Consider the following 15,814-nt stretch of genomic DNA (forward strand, 5'->3'; position numbering starts at 1 on the left):
TCACTCAGTCGTCGGCCGCCGCTTCTTCGGCTTCTGCCTCGTCGGCGTCGTCGGCCTCGTCCTCCGCGTCGTCCGCGGTGTGGGCGTCCTCCAGCGTGCTCCGGAGGCCGGGGATGGTGGAGGTGAGGGCACCGACCTGCTCGCCGGCGTCGCCGATGTCCTCGATGACGGTCTCGATCTGTTCGATCTCGGCTTCGAGGTCGTCCGAATCCTCGAAGGCGTCGGCGCGCTGGCCCATCATGAACCACTTCTTGGCATCTCGGAGGTGGTCTTCCGCGTCGCCGGTGTCGAGTGCGGACCGCAACCCGTTCAACACGCCGAGGACGTTGTCGGCGCTGGTCTCCCACACGTCGTCCGCGTCGGGCAGTTCGGCCCAGGCCTTCTCCAGGGAGGCCTCGACGTCCTCGCGCATCTCCGATGCCGCCTCGCCGAACAGCTCGTCGTCGTTCAGGGTCGATTGACTCATACCGGACCATTCGGTGCCCGATGGGTTAAATACCTGCCTCAAAGTGAAAGTGAAATCGGTTGCGACGGGGGCTGTCAGCACGGAATAGCACAGAGAAATCGAAACCAACTGTGTCCCCATCGAACCGATACGTTGCCGGTCAGTCGTCGGCGACCGAGTCCACCCGCATCATCGGGTAGTCGCCCTCCATCGACATACTGGTCTCGACCGTCGTGCCCTCGTACTCGATGGTCATCTCGATGTCGGCGAACCGGCCGGTGAACTCGGTGTACTCGGCGCTCTGGCCGGCGAGTTCGTCCGCGATGCGGTCGGTCCGCATGGTCACTCGGACGTCGACGCAGTGGGGCTGGTTCTCGATGGCCTCCTCCATGGCTCGCCCGAGGCTCTCGGCGCTCTCTGGGCTGACCGGTGTGCCCGCGAACTGGTGGTACAGCGTCCCGAACTTGATGCCCGCTTCGAAGCAGGCGGTCTCTCTGTCGGTCGGGTCCATGCTCGACGTGTCGGCGGCGGGGTGGAAGTCGGTTCGGGTTCTGCCCCGCGAACGTCTCAGGAGAGCGGTGCGACGTCGACCGTCCGGATGGTCGGGAGGTGGGGGCCGAGTTCGGTCCAGGTCGCTCCCCGGTCCGTGCTCACGACGAACTGGGCCTCCCGGCCGTAGTGGGTCGCGTGGAAGATGGTTCCGGGGTCGGTGGGATGGGTCGAGAGGAGGTTACAGCCGACGACAGAAGCCGGTGGGACCGCGCCGACGCTCGTCCAGGTCCGCCCACCGTCCTCGCTGGTCCAGAGCCCGGCCCTGTCGGTGTCCGGGTCCGGAATCGCATCGACGTACAGGCGGCCGTCCGGTCCCTGGACGAGCTCTTTCACGTACATGCCGTCGAACCGGTCGATGCGATGCCACGTTATCGTGTCCTCGCTCCAGAGCAACCCGCCGGTCGAGTCGTTCGCCGTCCCGGCGGTGACGATGACCCGGTCGTCGACCAGCACGGTATCGTGGGCGTCGACCCCGGGCAGCGCGTCTTCCCATGTCTCGCCGCCGTCGTGGGAGAACACGACTGCGCCGTGTTCGACGGCCGCGACCAGCGTTTCGCCGGCGACCGTGATACCGTGAACGTGCCCGGCCGCGAACGGGTCGTGTCCGAACGACCACGTCTCGCGTGACGGGAGGGCTTCGAAGTCGCCTGCTCGCTCGAAGCCGTCGTCCTCGCCCGGGCGACCGTGGAACAGCCCTGGCGGTTCGGTCCCGACGTACACCGCGTCCGGATCGTCGGGGTCCCGGGTGACGCCCCACACCCACTCGTCGGCGAACCCGACGGTTCGGGCGCGGTCTCCGGCGTCGGTCACCCGGTGCAAGCCCCACCCGCGGAGCCCACAGCCGACCGTGGCGACGCTCGCGTCGTCGGGGTGGACCGAGACCTCGCGGACCGTCTCGCCCGCAAGTGACCGACCGACGCGTTCAGCCTGCCCGTCTGCGATATCGAAGGTGAACAGTCCGTCGTCGGTCCCGATGTAGACGCGGCATGGCCCGAGTGACTCCATGTGCTACTTGTTACCGTGCGATTCGGATGTACGGCTGGCTTTGGTCGTCAGGGGGCGCTGCCTCCTGTTTCGAAACGGACAACAACGCGAAAGCGGTGCACGCGGAATCGCATCCTACTTACCACCCCCGACCCATTCACCAACCGAATGGACGACACCGTTCTGCTCACCGGTGCAGGCGGCCGTGTCGGCAGCGCGATACTGGCCGACCTCGCGGCGGAGTACGACTGGCGACTGCTCGACCGTGACCCGCCGACCGACGAGTCGGCGTATCCCGGTGAGTTCGTCGTCGCGGACGTGAACGACGAGGAAGCCATCCGCGACGCGATGGACGGCGTCGACGCCGTCATCCACCTGGCGGGCGACCCACGCCCGGACGCCCCGTGGAAGTCCGTCCTCGAGAACAACATCGATGGCACCCACACCGTGATGAAGGCCGCCGTCGACGCCGGGGTCGAGAAGTTCGTCTTCGCCTCCTCGAACCACGCCGTCGGCGCGTACGAGACCGAGGAACGCACCCCCGACATGTACCGCGCCCACGACGAGTTCCGCCTCGACGGCACGGAACTCCCCCGGCCGAAGAACGTCTACGGCGTCTCGAAGGCCACCGGTGAGACGCTCGGGCGCTACTTCCACGACATGCACGACCTCTCGGTCGTCAACGTCCGCATCGGCAACCTCACCAAGGGCCACCCGCCGAAGGACTACGAGCGCGGGCAGGCGATGTGGCTCTCCTACCGGGACTGCGCGCACCTCTTCGACTGCTGTATCCAGGCCGACTACGGCTACGAGATCGTCTACGGTATCTCCGACAACGACCGGAAGTACTACTCCATCGACCGCGCCCGCGAGGTGCTGGGGTACGACCCACAGGACAACTCCGCGGAGTTCGCGGACGACGAGTAACTACCCGAACAGCCCGTCGACGTCCGATTCTCTGTGCTCGCGTTTCGAGACGTGTCCCTCGAGTCGCTGGTAGACCAGTCCACGGTTCTCGGGGTCGGCCACGAAGTCCCGGAGGAGACTCTCGAAGCGCCCGCCTTCGACACCGTCGGCGCGGTCTTCCTCGGCGAACCGGACCGCACTCGTGAGCACCGCCTGGTCGTAGGGAGTGTCCTCGGCGTAGACCCGTGCCGCGACGGCGATAGCCGCCATATCGAGGTCGTCGAACCCGACGACCGTCCCCTCGTGGGTCAGTTTCGGCCGGGACCGACGCTCGACGACTTCCGGGTCGGCTGCGACCGCGGCGAGGATGCGACGAACTCGCGGTACGTCGATACCCCGGTAGTCGTCGGGGAGACCGGTGAGGTAGTCACCCGCCGAGTCCGCGAGGCCGACACAGCCCTCCCAGTTGCCCTGGAAGGCGTGGTGGAACGCGGCCGTGAACTGGATGAGACCGTGGAGCAGTCGCTCGTCCTCGCTCCCCTCGGGCAGCTCGAGCCAGCGGTCCTCCCAGGCGTCGTGGGCGTCGTGGAGGTCGCCCGCGTTGTAGATCGCCAGCCCGGCACGCAGATACTCCCGCATGCCTGCCCTTCGGACACGAGTTCCAAAAAGACTGACTACTCGCCGGGTCTGTTGAGTCGCAAATCACCGAGTTCCGTGAGGGAAAGGTTCTAACACTGGCAATACCAGGTTTCCGTCACCCTTACCTTTCTTGCTACCTTACTGATAGACACAAGAGAACACACGACACAGAGATACCAGCGTGTAAACTCTCTTCCCGGAGGACACAAACGATGGAGCACAGGCGAACGTGTGTCGCGTGCGGAACGCGATTCCATATGACCGGCAAGTACCACGGCAACTACTGCAGCGAATGCCACCACGAATGGCTCGACATCCAGCGCGAGCGCCCCTCGGACCCGCTTTCGGTTCCGAAACCGCGGCACCACTGGGGGTCCCGGCCGAGTCGGCCGGTGTGGGAGCCGCCAGAGCAGACAGATGCCGAGGTCGACGACGACGAGACCGAGGAGTGAGCTGACGGGCAGCTCCAGACGGTCGCACAGAGAACGCTCTGTCGACGTGGCTGCCGCTTTTCGGTGACGACCCCGTGCCCGCTGCCGGTCGGCGCGGTTCTTCTGGTGGAGTGAATCGCTAGTAGAGCGTGTCCTGCTCGCTGGCTCAAATCTCCGGGTACGCATAACCGAGAACGAAGCCGAGCGACACAGAGGTCGCTCGGCGTGTTAGTTCTCGGAAATGTAGCGTCCTGACGGAGTCCTACGCGAGCGAACGCGAGCGTAGGGCAAGTCAGGTCGTGAATGAAATGAACGTCCTGACGGAGATTTGAACTCCGGTCCCTGGCTCCGCAAGCCAAGAGGATAGTCCACTACCCTATCAGGACTCAATTACACGTACCGGGGAGAAGGATAAGAGGGTTACGATGTGTTCGTCCTCCGACCCCTGCGGACACGCCACACGATTCGCCGGAGGGAACCAAGCTGAAAACGGATTTTCACCGTCCGAAAGGGATTTGAAATAAGGGGTTCTCTCTCCCCCTATGAAGCGACGTGCGTTGTTGAAGCGGACGGCAGCCCTCGCTGCGACAGGGGCACTCGCCGGCTGTGTCGGCGACGATAGCCTCGGCGGTGTCGACGAGGAGACCGAGACGAAGACAGACACGCCGACGGGCACCCCGACGGCAGAACCCACCCCGAAACTGGAGTCACAGTCCATCGAGACCACGGACACCGGCTGTGGCTCCGAGGGGAATGCGAGCGTGAGCTTCGGGGATGCGGCCGTCGACGTGACGGGGTCGGTCGTCGCGTCCACGCCGTGCCACGTCGCCGTGATGCAGGACGCGACGTTCGACACGGAATCGAAGACGCTCACCGTTACCGTCGGTGTGAAAGAGGACGGGTCCGATGCGTGCATGGAGTGTATCGGCGTCGTCGAGTACGCCGCGACCCTCGGATTCGCCGATGGGCTTCCCGAGACGGTCGAGGTCGTCCACGCGAGCCAGGGGAAGACGACGACCGTCACCACCACGTCGCGCTGACAGGGCCAGCACGCCGTCGCCCTCGCGGTTGCGGGGACCTGCACACCCGCCCGAGACTTCTTGTAGCAGGGGGCGGCAAACGGCGGTGATGCACACGCACGACCGACCGACGGAATCGACAGACGAGAGCGGGGCCTCTCGGCAAGGACAACGCTTAAGCGCGCCCCTTCCCTGCGAATTGATACGATTATGGGCGCGATAGAGGACGTCTACGAAGACCTCGACGCCGAGGAAGTCACACTGGAGGAGTTCCGCGAGGCGGTCGAGGCCAAGGTCGAACAGATGGGGGGCCTCGCCGACGACGAGACGGCGGCGATGCTCATCGCCCACGAACTGGAGGACAAGGAGGTAAACGGCATCTCCGACATCAGTCCGGGGATGCAGGAGGTGAAGTTCATCGCCAAGGTGACCGCCATCGGCGAGACCCGCACCTTCGAGCGCGACGGTGACGACCCCGACGGCAAGGTCGCGAACGTCGAGGTCGCCGACGAGAGCGGGTCGGTCCGGCTCTCGTTCTGGGACGAGCAGGCCGACGCCGCCGAGAACGAACTCGAAGTCGGGCAGGTCCTGCGAATCAAGGGCCGCCCGAAGGAGGGGTACAACGGCATCGAGGTCAGCGTCGACGAGGTCGAGGTCGACGACGACGCCGAGGTCGACGTGGAGATCCTCGACGCCTACCGCATCGAGGACCTCTCGCTCGGACTCTCCGACGTGAACCTCAAGGGACGCATCCTCGACACCGAGTCCATCCGCACCTTCGACCGTGACGACGGCTCGGAGGGCAAGGTCGCCAACATGGTGCTCGGTGACCCGACCGGTCGCATCCGCGTCACCATGTGGGACGGCCAGGCCGACACCGTCGAGGCAGTCGAGGCCGGCATGACCGTCGAGGTCGTCGACGGGTACGTGCGCGAGCGCGACGGCCAGCTCGAACTCCACGTCGGCGAGCGCGGAGCCATCGAGGAACTCGACGAGGACATCACCTACGAGCCCGAGAGCACGCCCATCGCCGACCTGGAGCTCGGGCAGACCGTCGATATCTCCGGTGTCATCCGCTCGGCGGACCCGAAACGAACCTTCGACCGCGACGACGGCTCGGAGGGGCAGGTCCGCAACGTCCGCGTGCAGGACGACACCGACGACATCCGGGTCGCCCTGTGGGGTGACAAGGCTGACTACGACCTCGGGCCGGGCGACCGCGCCGCCTTCGCCGACGTCGAGATACAGGAGGGCTGGCAGGACGACCTCGAAGCGTCCGCTGGCTGGCGGTCGAGTGTGACGGTCCTCGACGACGACGCCGACACGTCCAGCAGTGCAAGCGCGGACGCGGGCGGTGGCGACGAGGCCGACCAGGCGACCGGGCTCGGCGCGTTCAGCGGTGACGAGGGCGCGAGCGAGAGCGGTGCGAGCGGCGGTGGCACCGAGACCGAGACTGCGAGCGCGTCCGGCGGCGCGACCGCGTCCCTGCAGGAGGAGGCCGTCGAGTTCACCGGGACCGTCGTGCAGGCGGGGAGCCCGGTCATCCTCGACAACGGTGAGGAGACGATGAGCGTCGAGACCGACGCCGACGTCCACCTCGGGCAGGAAGTGACCGCCCGCGGGTCGGTCTCGGATGGCGTCCTCGACGCGGACGACGTGTTCTGAGCGGGTCTTTCGACCTAACGCCGGCGATGAACGCGCCTACGGAAAACTACAAAGGGCCAGGATGATTCGTTTTCGCGTATGAGCGTTGAGCTACCGTTCGCCCCGGTGGACTCCATCATCCGACGGAACGCAGGCGACCTCCGGGTCAGTGCAGACGCGGCCGAGGAGCTCGCCCGCCGGATTCAAGAACACGGCGCTATCCTCGCCGAGGACGCGGCCGAGGTCGCCACGGCGGACGGTCGAAAGACGCTGATGGCGGCGGACTTCGGGGTGGAGGCGGACATCGACAAGGACGAACTCGAACTGCCGGTCGCCCCGGTCGACCGCATCGCGCGCCTCAACATCGGCGACTCCTACCGGGTCTCGATGGACGCACGCGTCGCCCTCGCAGATATCCTGGAGGACTACGCGGACAACGTCGCGGCCGCAGCGGCCAAACTCGCACGGCACGCCGACCGACGCACCATCAAGGGGGAGGACATCCAGACCTACTTCTCCCTGTTCGAATGAGATGAGATTCGGTTACAGCCCACGCTGTCTCGACCACGACACCGGCGCGCGCCACCCCGAGACGCCGGACCGCCTCCGGGCCATCCGTGAGGGACTCAAACGAAAGCACGGCGTCGAGTACGTCGACGCCGAACCGGCCACGATGGACGAGATAACCGCGGTCCACGAGACCGACTACATCGAGGAACTCGAGGAGTTCTGTGCGAACGGCGGCGGCGACTGGGACCCCGACACCACCGCCGTCGAGGAGTCCTGGGACGCGATCTGCAAGAGCGCCGGCCTCTCGCAGTGGGCAGCCGAGAGCGCCCTCGACGGCGACCAGGGCCGTGACACGCCCTTCGCCATCGGTCGCCCACCAGGGCACCACGCGGTGTACGACGACGCCATGGGCTTTTGCTTCGTCAACAACGTCGCGGTCGCCGCGAAGTACGCACTCGAGGAGCGCGACCTCGACGGCGTGGCCATCGTGGACTGGGACGTCCACCACGGCAACGGCACGCAGGACATCTTCTACGACGACGGCGACGTGTTCTTCTCGTCCATCCACGAGGACGGCCTCTACCCCGGCACCGGTCAGCACGACGAGACCGGCGAGGGCGACGGCGAGGGCGCGACGATGAACGTCTCGCTCCCGGCCGGCGCGGGCACCGCCGACTACGAGGCGGTGTTCGAGCGCTGTCTCGAACCGGCCATCGAGCGGTTCGACCCGGACCTGCTGCTGGTGAGTGCTGGCTTCGACGCCCACCGTCACGACCCCATCTCCCGGATGCGCGTCTCGACCGAAGGCTACGCCCTGTTCACCGACCGGCTCCGTAGCCTGTGCGACCGCGTCGACATGCCGATCGCGTTCGTGCTCGAAGGTGGCTACGGCCTCGACGTGCTCGCCGACGGTGTCGCCATCGTCCACGAGACGTTCGACGGTCGCCAGCCCATCGACCCCGACGAGGACGTCTCAGACGACGTTCTGGCCTGTATCGACGAGGTCCGCGAGATTCACGGTCTGGGCGAGAAGTAGCCCGCGAGTTCCACGCCGAACTCCTCGGCGAGCGCTTCGATCTCCGTCCCGACCAGCACCTCGTATCCGTCGTGGAGCGCCGACGCCACGTGCGTGCCGAGTGCCACGTCGAACAGCCGGTCGGAGTCCACCAGCTCCCGCGGCGTGCGGACCTCGCGCTCCCGTTCGACCACGTAGCGCTCGTCCTCGATGAACGGCCCGTAGGCGTCCGACTCGGCGTACTTCTCGTAGAACCCGGTCGCGTGCTGGCGGACGTGTACCGGCGGCCCCTGGTGGCGTTCGATTGCCGGGCGCTCGGCCACGCCACATTCGACGAGCAGGACGGCCGTGTCGTCCGCGAACGTCTTCCACCGGAGCGGGTCGAACCCGCGGCGTTCCAGCTCGTTCGCGACGCCCGTCAGCGAGCGCCGGAGCTGCGGCCAGAGCTGGTCGTCGACCAGGTCCGGCGCGTCGAACCGGATGGCCACCGGCGTGGTCCCGCGGTCCTCGACCTGGGCGCGAATCGCGTCCGCGTCAAGCGGTGCCAGTTCGTCGGGGAAGAACCGGTCGACGGTCGGCTCGGCGAGGAACGCCCGCGCGTGATGTTGCAGGCGCGCGAAGTTCTCCGCGGAGAGGACCGCCGCGACGTTGCGCTCCGGGTCGGTCGGGTCGATGACGACCAGCGGGTCGTCGAACTCCTGGGCTGCGTGGTCCTCGGGGTCGAAGACGACCGGCGGCTCCCAGTCGGCGGCGGCCTCGACGAACGGCCGGAACCCGCCGCACTCGTAGATGAGCAGCTCGGTCAGGTAGCCCGAGAAGCCCTGGGTCCGGAGGTTGCTCCCGTAGACCCCGATACCCTTCAGGAACTGCTTCGCCACGCGGACGTCCGCCGCCAGTTCGTCGGTCAGGTGCTCGCGCAGGTACTCGTTGTGAAACGGCGTCCGGTCGACCGCGGACTGGATGGCCGGTGCCTCGGGCACCCGGAAACAGGGGACGAGGTCGATGTCGAACCCCTCGTACTCGCCCTTGATGTACGGGTGCTCGGCGTACTCCTCGTGCCCATCGGGCAGCACCGAGTGCCCGACTTTCAGTCCATAGTCCTCCAGCGTCTCCCGGTCGAGCTCGGCCGGGAACCGCACGAACACGTCGATGTCGCGGTCCCCAGAAATCCACGTCCCGCGCGCGGTCGAACCGACCTGCATCACGTCCGCCTCGGGACTGTACGCCGCGACCGCCTCCTCGGCTCGTTCGATGATGTCGTCGGCGGTCTCGCGCAGCTTCGCTCGCTCGTCCGGCGATGGGTCCACCCGCTCGCGAACCGCCGAAACCGCGTCCTCGAACGCGTCGTCGCTCATGTTCGTCGGATACAGTGTCGGCCGGTAAACGGGTATCGATGGCCTGGCTCACCCACCAGCACGTCACGAGATACCGTGATACACCGCCGCGGTAAAGCGAAAGTCTCTTTATATTCGCCCGGACTATCTGCAAGTGCAGCAAGCCGTCATAGCTCAGTTGGTAGAGCACCACGCTGTTAACGTGGTGGTCCCAGGTTCGAGCCCTGGTGACGGCGCTTTCTGACGACACCACACTCGCGAGGAGTTCAATCTCCGAGCAGGCAGCTGGTGTCGTCGCAAGCGAGATTCACCAGGCTCGAGCAGACGAGTCGGAACTTAACGCGGTTCGAAGCGGAGCGAGAACCGCGAAGCGAACGGCGTAGCCGTGAGCCCGGAACGGTCGAACCAATGTGAGACCGCATGCCCGGACCGTCTCGGCGAGTTCGAGCCATGGTGACGGCGTCAAACTCGTTTGACGCCCTGTCGGATGCAATCCGACAACGGCGCTTCTTCGAAATTCAGATTCGAGCGAGCGTCTGCTGTCTTCTATCGTTCCCCAGCAAGCAGTCGGTTCGTAATGTTGATACGGAACGGGGGTGAATCCGTACCTGTCGGGCCCTTAGCTTAGTCTGGTTCAAAGCCCCCGGCTCATAACCGGGTGATCGCTGGTTCGAATCCGGCAGGGCCCATACGAAAGTAACCCGATACTGGGTTTTCTCGAAATCGGTTCTAAGGTGCCTCTACCGCTCGTTATCAGCAGATAAGCGAATTTCAAAATCGGCCGAAAATCTGGAGCCCAACCAGAGTCTGGCCACGGGTCGCCGCTGTCTGGCGATTTCACGAATCGAGGTGAGTGCCGCATGAGCGAGCGGTGCGCAACCCACGGAACCCGGAAGGAGACGGTCCATACCCACGATTTCCCGGTTCGGCTGTGCCCGAGGTGCGAGGCCGAGCGCGACCGTGCCTGTGCCGACGGAGGTGACGGGCCGTGCCAGTGAGGCTCGACTTCGAGGGCGAGCGCGACGGCGCGACGACCAGCTGGGAACGCGCCGACCCGGAGGCCGCACTCATCGAGCGGTTCAGTCACTTCGGTTACCGCGTCTGCCTTCCTGGAGGCAGCCACCACATGATCGCCATCGCCTGCGACGGCGACGAGTACGTCGGGCGATGCGACTGCCGCGGCTTCGAGTACCAGACTGGCCCGTGTGCCCACCTCTGCACGATTCGCAAGGCCGAGTTCATCGACGCCGAGACCATCGACGACGAACCCGTGACCGTCGAACCCGTCACCGAGGAGACGGTGCGTCTGGAGCCTGACGACCGCGCAGAACGGGCTCGCGCCGACGGAGGTGTGCGGCGATGGTGACGGCCTCGCGCACACACACGGGAGCGCGCACGAGTCTCGCGGCAACCCCCCAGGGGGTGTCATACGTACTCCGGTCACCCCGGGGCTCCCCGACTACGTGTGGCGATTTCGTCGCGTATGACGCCCGCCAGTTCTGTACATACGGAGGTGTGGCCTGATGCCGCGCATGGAGAGCGACGAGACGACCATCAAGCGCATCAGCATCCGCGTGCCGGTCGACCTGCTCGACGAGTACGACGAGGCGCTCGACGCCCGAGACACGAACCGTAGCGAGGAGATGCGCGCCCATATGCGCCGGGTGGCGAATGACGACACGCCCGAGCGGGGACGCATCCCGCCGACCGACGACGACCTCCTCGCCCGCGGCTACAAGGCTCTCGTCGAAGTCAGCGGTCGCGGTGGTATCCCGCTCGACCAGGCGAAGTCCGCGGTCGCGCAGAAGACCGGCATCTCGTCCGAACACGTCGGCCACCGCATCATCACGCCGCTTCGAGAACGAGGATACCTGAAGCGGGCTGGTGACCCGATCTACCGGCAGTGGGTTGTGGTGCGATGATTTCCTGAATTAGTTCTTACTGTGGCATTTTGGTTGCCCGATTGTATTGTGGGGAAACTTCACCCCACTATTTTCATATGTAAAATATTGGATTAAATCCCTATTTATGTTGGTGGGGTTTCAAACGGATGCATGATGGACAAACTCGTTACAGTCGCTCGTGTTGCTCGCCAAGACGGTGAGGGTGGACTTGCTATTGTTCAGGATACTGATGAGGAAAGAACTGAAATTTACACACAGGGAAAGTTTCGGTTTGAGATCTTCCACCATCCCGGAAAATTCACTGACCGCAACGAAATCATCGAATTCGTGAAGGATTTCGACGACGCGACGGACATCGAGCTAATTGGAAAAAATGGGAGAATAGATATCGAATTCAATGATGATCTGATTTAGTGAGGCGAAAGTTAATCCCGCTTACTGAATTCTCTCCTCCTCTTCAACAGGAGTGATCAGAACCGTTCCGGTCGGTGCGTGATACCCGATCTTCAGCGGTGAGCCCTGTTCGAGGTCATGAGCGTCTCGTAACTCGGAGGGGATCACCGAGTAAATCGAGCCACTGCGTTCCTGGGCAGAACACTGCCCGAAGGGAGTCACTACTGCATCATCACTGGCCACCGCCTGGGCGGCCCTACGTTGTGCCATCATCGCTCCCGACATACGAGATTACCAACGGTCTGGACCACTAAAAATGGGCAGATATCTGGGGAGACAGCAAGGCACACGCACCCCTCTTTACTCCCTTCAGACCCCCTCGACCATCCATGGTGTCGACACGATACCCCTCGGAGGTGTCCCGCTGGGATGCCTGAGGTAGAATTTGGGAGTAGAGACGACGCAAACGCCTTCCGCAGGGAGCACGAGGCACACCTCTGCCCCTACGACGACCGCCGGAAGAAGGTGGTCACGCTGGTCGGGGATGCCCCCGACCGGGTTCTCGACGAGGCCGCCGTTCAGGCAGCCTCAAGCAGGGACGACAGGGGGAGCCGAGGAGGGCAGATACCCCTCGAAGACCACGAGAGGGACCGAATCGACTTCTCGGAGACGAACGTCCTGCACGCCCGGTCGGTGAAAGGAATCGCCCGCGGGGAAGGCGTAGACGACTGGACTGCCTTCTACGACCCGACCCTCACGGTCGACGAACACCGCGAGGTGATGGAGCGGGCAGCTCGCGACGAGCAGGGCGACCGCCTCGACCAGGAGGCCAGCGTCGATGAACGCCTCGCGGGGGTCGAGGAGGCCCTCGGCGGGCAGTGCGACCACGCGGCCGACCACTGTGCTCACGGGGAGGAAGATGCCTGTGAGTTCCTGGTCGAAGGGTGCGGGCTCGACGACGAGCAGGTCGCGGCCATCCTCTCGGAGGGAGAAGGCGACCCCGCGAAGGGAGAGCTTCCCGGTCCCGCGTATGGGGCGCTCAAGGGGTTGTGGAACCAGTACAGGGCAGGTCTGGGGGAGGCGAAGCAGGCCGCGGCTGGCATCAACGAGGTTCGAATCCAGTTCGGGCAGTCCCCGATGGCCTTCGAGGAGCTGGGGGACCGTGAAATCACCCAGGAGGCCCTCTGATGTCTGGGTTTTACTGTCCGGTCGAGGAGTGCTCGAAGGCAGAAGACCAGCACGACGGCCCCCCGCCGTTCGAGGGTCCGGAGAACCTTCGGGGGCACATCAGCGCCATGAACGATCCCGAGCACAGGCAGGCGCTCGACGAGCGGCCGTGGACCACCCTCGAAGGGTCCCCTGAATCAGGAGACAGCGAGGAGGAGGACGAGGTAGAAGCGACCAGCGAACAGGACCCCTCTGAAGGGGGAGACGAGGGGGGCGAAGAGTCCCCCGAGGCAGACGACGACCAAGATATGCCGACGAGAGAGGAGTACGACCAGCAGCACAAGGGGCAAAGCCAGCCCCCTGAGGAGGGGGACGAGGGAGACGACCAGGACGACCAACCCGTCGACGACGACTCGGGAGGGTTCAGTCTGCCCTCGCTGAGTGGCCGCACGATGATGATTCTGGTCGCGGTGCTCGCGCTGCTCGTCATCCTGTTCGTGGTCCGGTCCGGTGACCGGCCTGAGGAGGTGACCGACGCCGACGTGACGGGCGACGAGTCCGACGACGGTGAGGCGGTCTCCGACGAGGAGGTGAGTCTCATTGAGTAGCGCCGAGGGTCCCGAGGAAGACGTCGAGGAGATCGACGAGGACCAGCCTGAGATGGAACCCGACGAGATGGCCGACGTCGACCTGGACGCACTCGCCGACGAGGTCGAGGCCGACGCTGGTGCGACAGCTGACGAAGACGACCAGCCAGAGACGACCCCTGAGCCCGCCGAGCCGACCACGAGCGACAGTGGGGACTCGTGGGGCGACATGTACGTCGGGACGCTCACTGGCATCTCGAACGCGCTCATCGACGAGTACGGCACCGAGGACGCAGAGCACGTCGACGAGCAGCGCGCCCGCGACCTGCACTTGGACGAGTACTTTGACGAGTGGATGGCCTCGCGGGGCAAGTCCGACATGCCGCCCGAGCAGGCGCTCATCCTCTCGTCGGCGATGTTCATGGCGGTGGTCGTCGGGACGAAGACCGAATTGCCGAGTAAACTGCTGGAGGAGGCTGATTTCTGATGTTCGACAACGCGAAGCGACTACGCAAGCTGCAGAAGGTAGCACAGGACCCGACCGAGAGCGAGCACATCCAGGCGCTGGTGACGGTCGTCACCGAGATCGAGGACCGCCAGATCTCCGCCGTCGAGGAGCTACACGACTCGCTCGGTATCGAGGGGTTGGAACGGACGAAGACCACCGAGGAACGTCGCGACCAGCTCCTCTCGCTCGTCGACGTGATGGCGAAAGGCGAGTTCGAGGAATGGTGGTTCGGTGAGGTCATCGCCGACCATCTCGACAACCCCGACGACGCCCGGTCGTACGCCGCGCTCTCTGACGAGGAGTGGGAGACACAGAAAGAGCGGTGGGCAGACACCTACCGCGACCGCGCTCCCGAGGAGTTCGAGCGGTGTTCCGACGAGGAGATCGCCGGGTTGCACATCGAGCGCAAGTGGGGCGTCTCGCTTTCGGAGTTCGAGCGCGAGGTCGTCAACTACAGCCGTGCCGAGGCCCTGGAGACGGTTCTGGCGGGCAACCTGCAGGCGGTCGAGGCAGGCGTACAGCACGCCACGAACGCGGTCGAGGCAGGTGGTACGGAATGACCCTGCGGTTCGACTTCGACACCGAGGAGTGGCTGTTCATCGGCTACGTCGTCGGACTACTCGTCTGGTACGTCGTCGAGACTGCTACGTCCGGCAGCCCGGACTCGTCGCGGTCGTGGACGGAACAGGAGATCTCGCTCTCCGAGGACCACCTGCGCCGACTCGAAGACGGCGAGACGGTTCAGGTCCGGCGCTGGCACGGCCACGACCTCGTGCTCGGTGGGTCGATGGTCATCGACGTCGACGAACTCGACGGGGAGGAGGGATGAACCTACTCGCGGCTGCACAGTCGGGCTGGGGGAAGTCGGCGAAGGCGCAGAACCTGATGGAGAAGAACGCGCCGGAGTACGAGCACATGGTCGTCCTCGACTACAAGGACGAGTACAGGGGCTTCGTGAAAGCCGGACTCTCGAAGTGGTGGATCGTCGGCCCCCGAGAGATGGAGTGGTCCGAGAGCCAGTGGCTGGAGTTCCTCACGGGGAACCCGAAGATCGTGCTCGTGCGCCATCCCGGTATCGACGAGGACGACTGGCGGGACGTGTGTGCGACCATCATCTCGGCGGCACGGCGGCTGAGCGAGGTGTTAATCGTCGTCGACGAGGCGCACTTCGTCGCACCCCAGTCGGGGAAGACGCCGAAGCCGACTAAGGGTCTGGCGACGACCGGCCGCGGCGAAGGTGCGTCGAGCATCTGGGTCAGCCAGCGACCCGCCGAGATGGAGGAGACGGTCATCTCGCAGTGCCAGAGCCGCATACTCGGCGGCTTCGAGTCGAGTGCCGACCTGGACAAGGTGGCGAAGGTCATCGAGTACCCCGTCGAGCTGCACAATCCGCAGGTTCGCAGCGTACCGAACTGCCCGGACTCGCTGAAGCCCGAGACGACGGGCCGGACTGAGGGGTCGGATTCGCTGCAGCGTCACGAGGACGACGAGGAGAACACTATCGGGTCCGAGTGGATCTACAGCGACAACAGCGGAGAGCGGCGACGTATCGACACGACGGGGATGTTCGACTCCATGGAGAGCGAGCACCTCGGGAAGCAAGGCAAGAAAATCAAGGTTTGAAAGATGAGTGAGTGGCACGCTACGCTGTACGGAGAAGACGCGAGACGGGCAGACGAATTGAAAGAGCGGCTGGATGACGAACTACCCGGAACTGTGGGATCGAACGCGGAGACTGTACGCACACTATTAGACTTGGCTGAGGACCAACTCAAG

Annotated in this window: 20 protein-coding genes and 3 tRNA genes; 17 read left to right on the top strand and 6 right to left on the bottom strand. The window is 65.0% G+C overall.

What is annotated here, in order from left to right:
* Positions 1-4: 4 nt before the first annotated feature.
* From N6C22_RS04400 to N6C22_RS04410, 3 genes are all read right to left on the bottom strand, one after another.
* A complete protein-coding gene (locus N6C22_RS04400; RefSeq protein WP_261649690.1) occupies positions 5-466 on the bottom strand; it encodes a DUF5790 family protein in 462 nt (153 codons plus the stop codon).
* A gap of 139 nt (positions 467-605) precedes the next feature.
* Complete coding sequence (locus N6C22_RS04405; protein ID WP_261649692.1) at positions 606-956, bottom strand: dihydroneopterin aldolase family protein; 351 nt, start codon at positions 954-956, stop codon at positions 606-608.
* Between the two features lie 56 nt (positions 957-1,012).
* Positions 1,013-2,002, bottom strand: a complete 990-nt coding sequence (locus N6C22_RS04410; RefSeq protein ID WP_261649694.1) for a sialidase family protein — start codon at positions 2,000-2,002, stop codon at positions 1,013-1,015.
* Positions 2,003-2,149: 147 nt separating this feature from the next.
* On the opposite strand from N6C22_RS04410, the gene azf reads away from it, so the two are divergent.
* Complete coding sequence (gene azf, locus N6C22_RS04415) at positions 2,150-2,908, top strand: NAD-dependent glucose-6-phosphate dehydrogenase Azf (protein WP_261649695.1); 759 nt, start codon at positions 2,150-2,152, stop codon at positions 2,906-2,908.
* Here the strand turns inward: azf and N6C22_RS04420 are convergent, their stop codons facing one another.
* The gene (locus tag N6C22_RS04420) at positions 2,909-3,526 is read right to left on the bottom strand and encodes a DUF309 domain-containing protein (RefSeq protein ID WP_261649697.1); all 618 of its coding nucleotides are present in this window, start codon (positions 3,524-3,526) and stop codon (positions 2,909-2,911) included.
* 257 nt (positions 3,527-3,783) lie between these two features.
* Between N6C22_RS04420 and N6C22_RS04425 the strand changes: the two genes are divergently transcribed.
* Positions 3,784-3,978, top strand: coding sequence for a hypothetical protein (locus N6C22_RS04425; protein WP_261649698.1), 195 nt, complete (start codon positions 3,784-3,786; stop codon positions 3,976-3,978).
* Between the two features lie 292 nt (positions 3,979-4,270).
* On the opposite strand, the gene N6C22_RS04430 is transcribed toward N6C22_RS04425, so the two are convergent.
* Positions 4,271-4,343 (bottom strand) — tRNA-Arg (locus tag N6C22_RS04430).
* 156 nt (positions 4,344-4,499) lie between these two features.
* Between N6C22_RS04430 and N6C22_RS04435 the strand changes: the two genes are divergently transcribed.
* The 4 genes from N6C22_RS04435 to N6C22_RS04450 all read left to right on the top strand — a co-directional run bounded on the left by N6C22_RS04435 (position 4,500) and on the right by N6C22_RS04450 (position 8,166).
* Positions 4,500-4,997 carry a hypothetical protein gene (locus tag N6C22_RS04435; protein ID WP_261649699.1) on the top strand — a complete coding sequence of 166 codons (498 nt, stop codon included), beginning with the start codon at positions 4,500-4,502 and terminating at the stop codon, positions 4,995-4,997.
* A gap of 189 nt (positions 4,998-5,186) precedes the next feature.
* Positions 5,187-6,641: a single-stranded DNA binding protein gene (locus N6C22_RS04440; protein WP_261649700.1), complete on the top strand. Its 1,455-nt coding sequence runs from the start codon at positions 5,187-5,189 to the stop codon at positions 6,639-6,641.
* Between the two features lie 78 nt (positions 6,642-6,719).
* Complete coding sequence (locus tag N6C22_RS04445; RefSeq protein ID WP_261649702.1) at positions 6,720-7,151, top strand: histone; 432 nt, start codon at positions 6,720-6,722, stop codon at positions 7,149-7,151.
* A 1-nt stretch (position 7,152) separates the two neighbouring features.
* On the top strand, positions 7,153-8,166 hold the full coding sequence (locus tag N6C22_RS04450) for a histone deacetylase (protein ID WP_261649703.1): 1,014 nt from the start codon (positions 7,153-7,155) through the stop codon (positions 8,164-8,166).
* Here the strand turns inward: N6C22_RS04450 and cca are convergent.
* On the bottom strand, positions 8,145-9,500 hold the full coding sequence (gene cca, locus N6C22_RS04455; protein ID WP_261649704.1) for a CCA tRNA nucleotidyltransferase: 1,356 nt from the start codon (positions 9,498-9,500) through the stop codon (positions 8,145-8,147). The genes N6C22_RS04450 and cca overlap by 22 nt on opposite strands.
* Positions 9,501-9,642: 142 nt before the next feature.
* Here cca and N6C22_RS04460 point away from each other — a divergent pair.
* The 11 genes from N6C22_RS04460 to N6C22_RS04510 all read left to right on the top strand — a co-directional run bounded on the left by N6C22_RS04460 (position 9,643) and on the right by N6C22_RS04510 (position 15,661).
* Positions 9,643-9,715 (top strand) — tRNA-Asn (locus N6C22_RS04460).
* A gap of 377 nt (positions 9,716-10,092) precedes the next feature.
* Positions 10,093-10,168, top strand: a tRNA-Ile gene (locus tag N6C22_RS04465).
* A gap of 299 nt (positions 10,169-10,467) precedes the next feature.
* Positions 10,468-10,845 carry a hypothetical protein gene (locus N6C22_RS04470; protein ID WP_261649705.1) on the top strand — a complete coding sequence of 126 codons (378 nt, stop codon included), beginning with the start codon at positions 10,468-10,470 and terminating at the stop codon, positions 10,843-10,845.
* A gap of 157 nt (positions 10,846-11,002) precedes the next feature.
* Positions 11,003-11,401, top strand: coding sequence for a hypothetical protein (locus tag N6C22_RS04475; RefSeq protein WP_261649707.1), 399 nt, complete (start codon positions 11,003-11,005; stop codon positions 11,399-11,401).
* Between the two features lie 132 nt (positions 11,402-11,533).
* Entirely contained in the window at positions 11,534-11,797 is a 264-nt protein-coding gene (locus N6C22_RS04480) for a hypothetical protein (protein ID WP_261649708.1), read from the top strand.
* A gap of 408 nt (positions 11,798-12,205) precedes the next feature.
* Positions 12,206-12,964, top strand: coding sequence for a hypothetical protein (locus tag N6C22_RS04485; protein WP_261649709.1), 759 nt, complete (start codon positions 12,206-12,208; stop codon positions 12,962-12,964).
* Complete coding sequence (locus N6C22_RS04490; protein ID WP_261649710.1) at positions 12,964-13,551, top strand: hypothetical protein; 588 nt, start codon at positions 12,964-12,966, stop codon at positions 13,549-13,551. The genes N6C22_RS04485 and N6C22_RS04490 overlap by 1 nt, the downstream gene beginning before the upstream one ends.
* On the top strand, positions 13,544-14,017 hold the full coding sequence (locus tag N6C22_RS04495; RefSeq protein ID WP_261649712.1) for a hypothetical protein: 474 nt from the start codon (positions 13,544-13,546) through the stop codon (positions 14,015-14,017). Before N6C22_RS04490 ends, N6C22_RS04495 begins: the two co-directional genes overlap by 8 nt.
* Positions 14,017-14,598, top strand: a complete 582-nt coding sequence (locus N6C22_RS04500) for a hypothetical protein (protein WP_261649713.1) — start codon at positions 14,017-14,019, stop codon at positions 14,596-14,598. Before N6C22_RS04495 ends, N6C22_RS04500 begins: the two co-directional genes overlap by 1 nt.
* Positions 14,595-14,867, top strand: a complete 273-nt coding sequence (locus N6C22_RS04505) for a hypothetical protein (RefSeq protein ID WP_261649714.1) — start codon at positions 14,595-14,597, stop codon at positions 14,865-14,867. The genes N6C22_RS04500 and N6C22_RS04505 overlap by 4 nt, the downstream gene beginning before the upstream one ends.
* Positions 14,864-15,661 (top strand): ATP-binding protein, encoded by a 798-nt coding sequence (locus N6C22_RS04510; protein ID WP_261649715.1) that lies wholly within the window; start codon positions 14,864-14,866, stop codon positions 15,659-15,661. Before N6C22_RS04505 ends, N6C22_RS04510 begins: the two co-directional genes overlap by 4 nt.
* The last annotated feature ends 153 nt before the right edge of the window (positions 15,662-15,814 follow it).

Origin of the sequence: Haloarchaeobius sp. HME9146 (assembly GCF_025399835.1) — an archaeon.
Lineage (GTDB): Archaea > Halobacteriota > Halobacteria > Halobacteriales > Natrialbaceae > Haloarchaeobius.

Bases quoted from the DNA above. Each gene is read 5' to 3' on its own strand.
- N6C22_RS04405 (WP_261649692.1), bottom strand. From the start codon at position 956: ATGGACCCGACCGACAGAGAGACCGCCTGCTTCGAAGCGGGCATCAAG.
- N6C22_RS04475 (WP_261649707.1), top strand. From the start codon at position 11,003: ATGCCGCGCATGGAGAGCGACGAGACGACCATCAAGCGCATCAGCATC.
- N6C22_RS04500 (WP_261649713.1), top strand. From the start codon at position 14,017: ATGTTCGACAACGCGAAGCGACTACGCAAGCTGCAGAAGGTAGCACAG.
- N6C22_RS04510 (WP_261649715.1), top strand. From the start codon at position 14,864: ATGAACCTACTCGCGGCTGCACAGTCGGGCTGGGGGAAGTCGGCGAAG.
- N6C22_RS04440 (WP_261649700.1), top strand. From the start codon at position 5,187: ATGGGCGCGATAGAGGACGTCTACGAAGACCTCGACGCCGAGGAAGTC.
- N6C22_RS04485 (WP_261649709.1), top strand. From the start codon at position 12,206: ATGCCTGAGGTAGAATTTGGGAGTAGAGACGACGCAAACGCCTTCCGC.
- N6C22_RS04425 (WP_261649698.1), top strand. From the start codon at position 3,784: ATGACCGGCAAGTACCACGGCAACTACTGCAGCGAATGCCACCACGAA.
- N6C22_RS04445 (WP_261649702.1), top strand. From the start codon at position 6,720: ATGAGCGTTGAGCTACCGTTCGCCCCGGTGGACTCCATCATCCGACGG.
- N6C22_RS04420 (WP_261649697.1), bottom strand. From the start codon at position 3,526: ATGCGGGAGTATCTGCGTGCCGGGCTGGCGATCTACAACGCGGGCGAC.
- N6C22_RS04490 (WP_261649710.1), top strand. From the start codon at position 12,964: ATGTCTGGGTTTTACTGTCCGGTCGAGGAGTGCTCGAAGGCAGAAGAC.
- cca (WP_261649704.1), bottom strand. From the start codon at position 9,500: ATGAGCGACGACGCGTTCGAGGACGCGGTTTCGGCGGTTCGCGAGCGG.
- N6C22_RS04505 (WP_261649714.1), top strand. From the start codon at position 14,595: ATGACCCTGCGGTTCGACTTCGACACCGAGGAGTGGCTGTTCATCGGC.
- N6C22_RS04435 (WP_261649699.1), top strand. From the start codon at position 4,500: ATGAAGCGACGTGCGTTGTTGAAGCGGACGGCAGCCCTCGCTGCGACA.
- N6C22_RS04450 (WP_261649703.1), top strand. From the start codon at position 7,153: ATGAGATTCGGTTACAGCCCACGCTGTCTCGACCACGACACCGGCGCG.
- N6C22_RS04410 (WP_261649694.1), bottom strand. From the start codon at position 2,002: ATGGAGTCACTCGGGCCATGCCGCGTCTACATCGGGACCGACGACGGA.
- N6C22_RS04400 (WP_261649690.1), bottom strand. From the start codon at position 466: ATGAGTCAATCGACCCTGAACGACGACGAGCTGTTCGGCGAGGCGGCA.
- azf (WP_261649695.1), top strand. From the start codon at position 2,150: ATGGACGACACCGTTCTGCTCACCGGTGCAGGCGGCCGTGTCGGCAGC.
- N6C22_RS04480 (WP_261649708.1), top strand. From the start codon at position 11,534: ATGATGGACAAACTCGTTACAGTCGCTCGTGTTGCTCGCCAAGACGGT.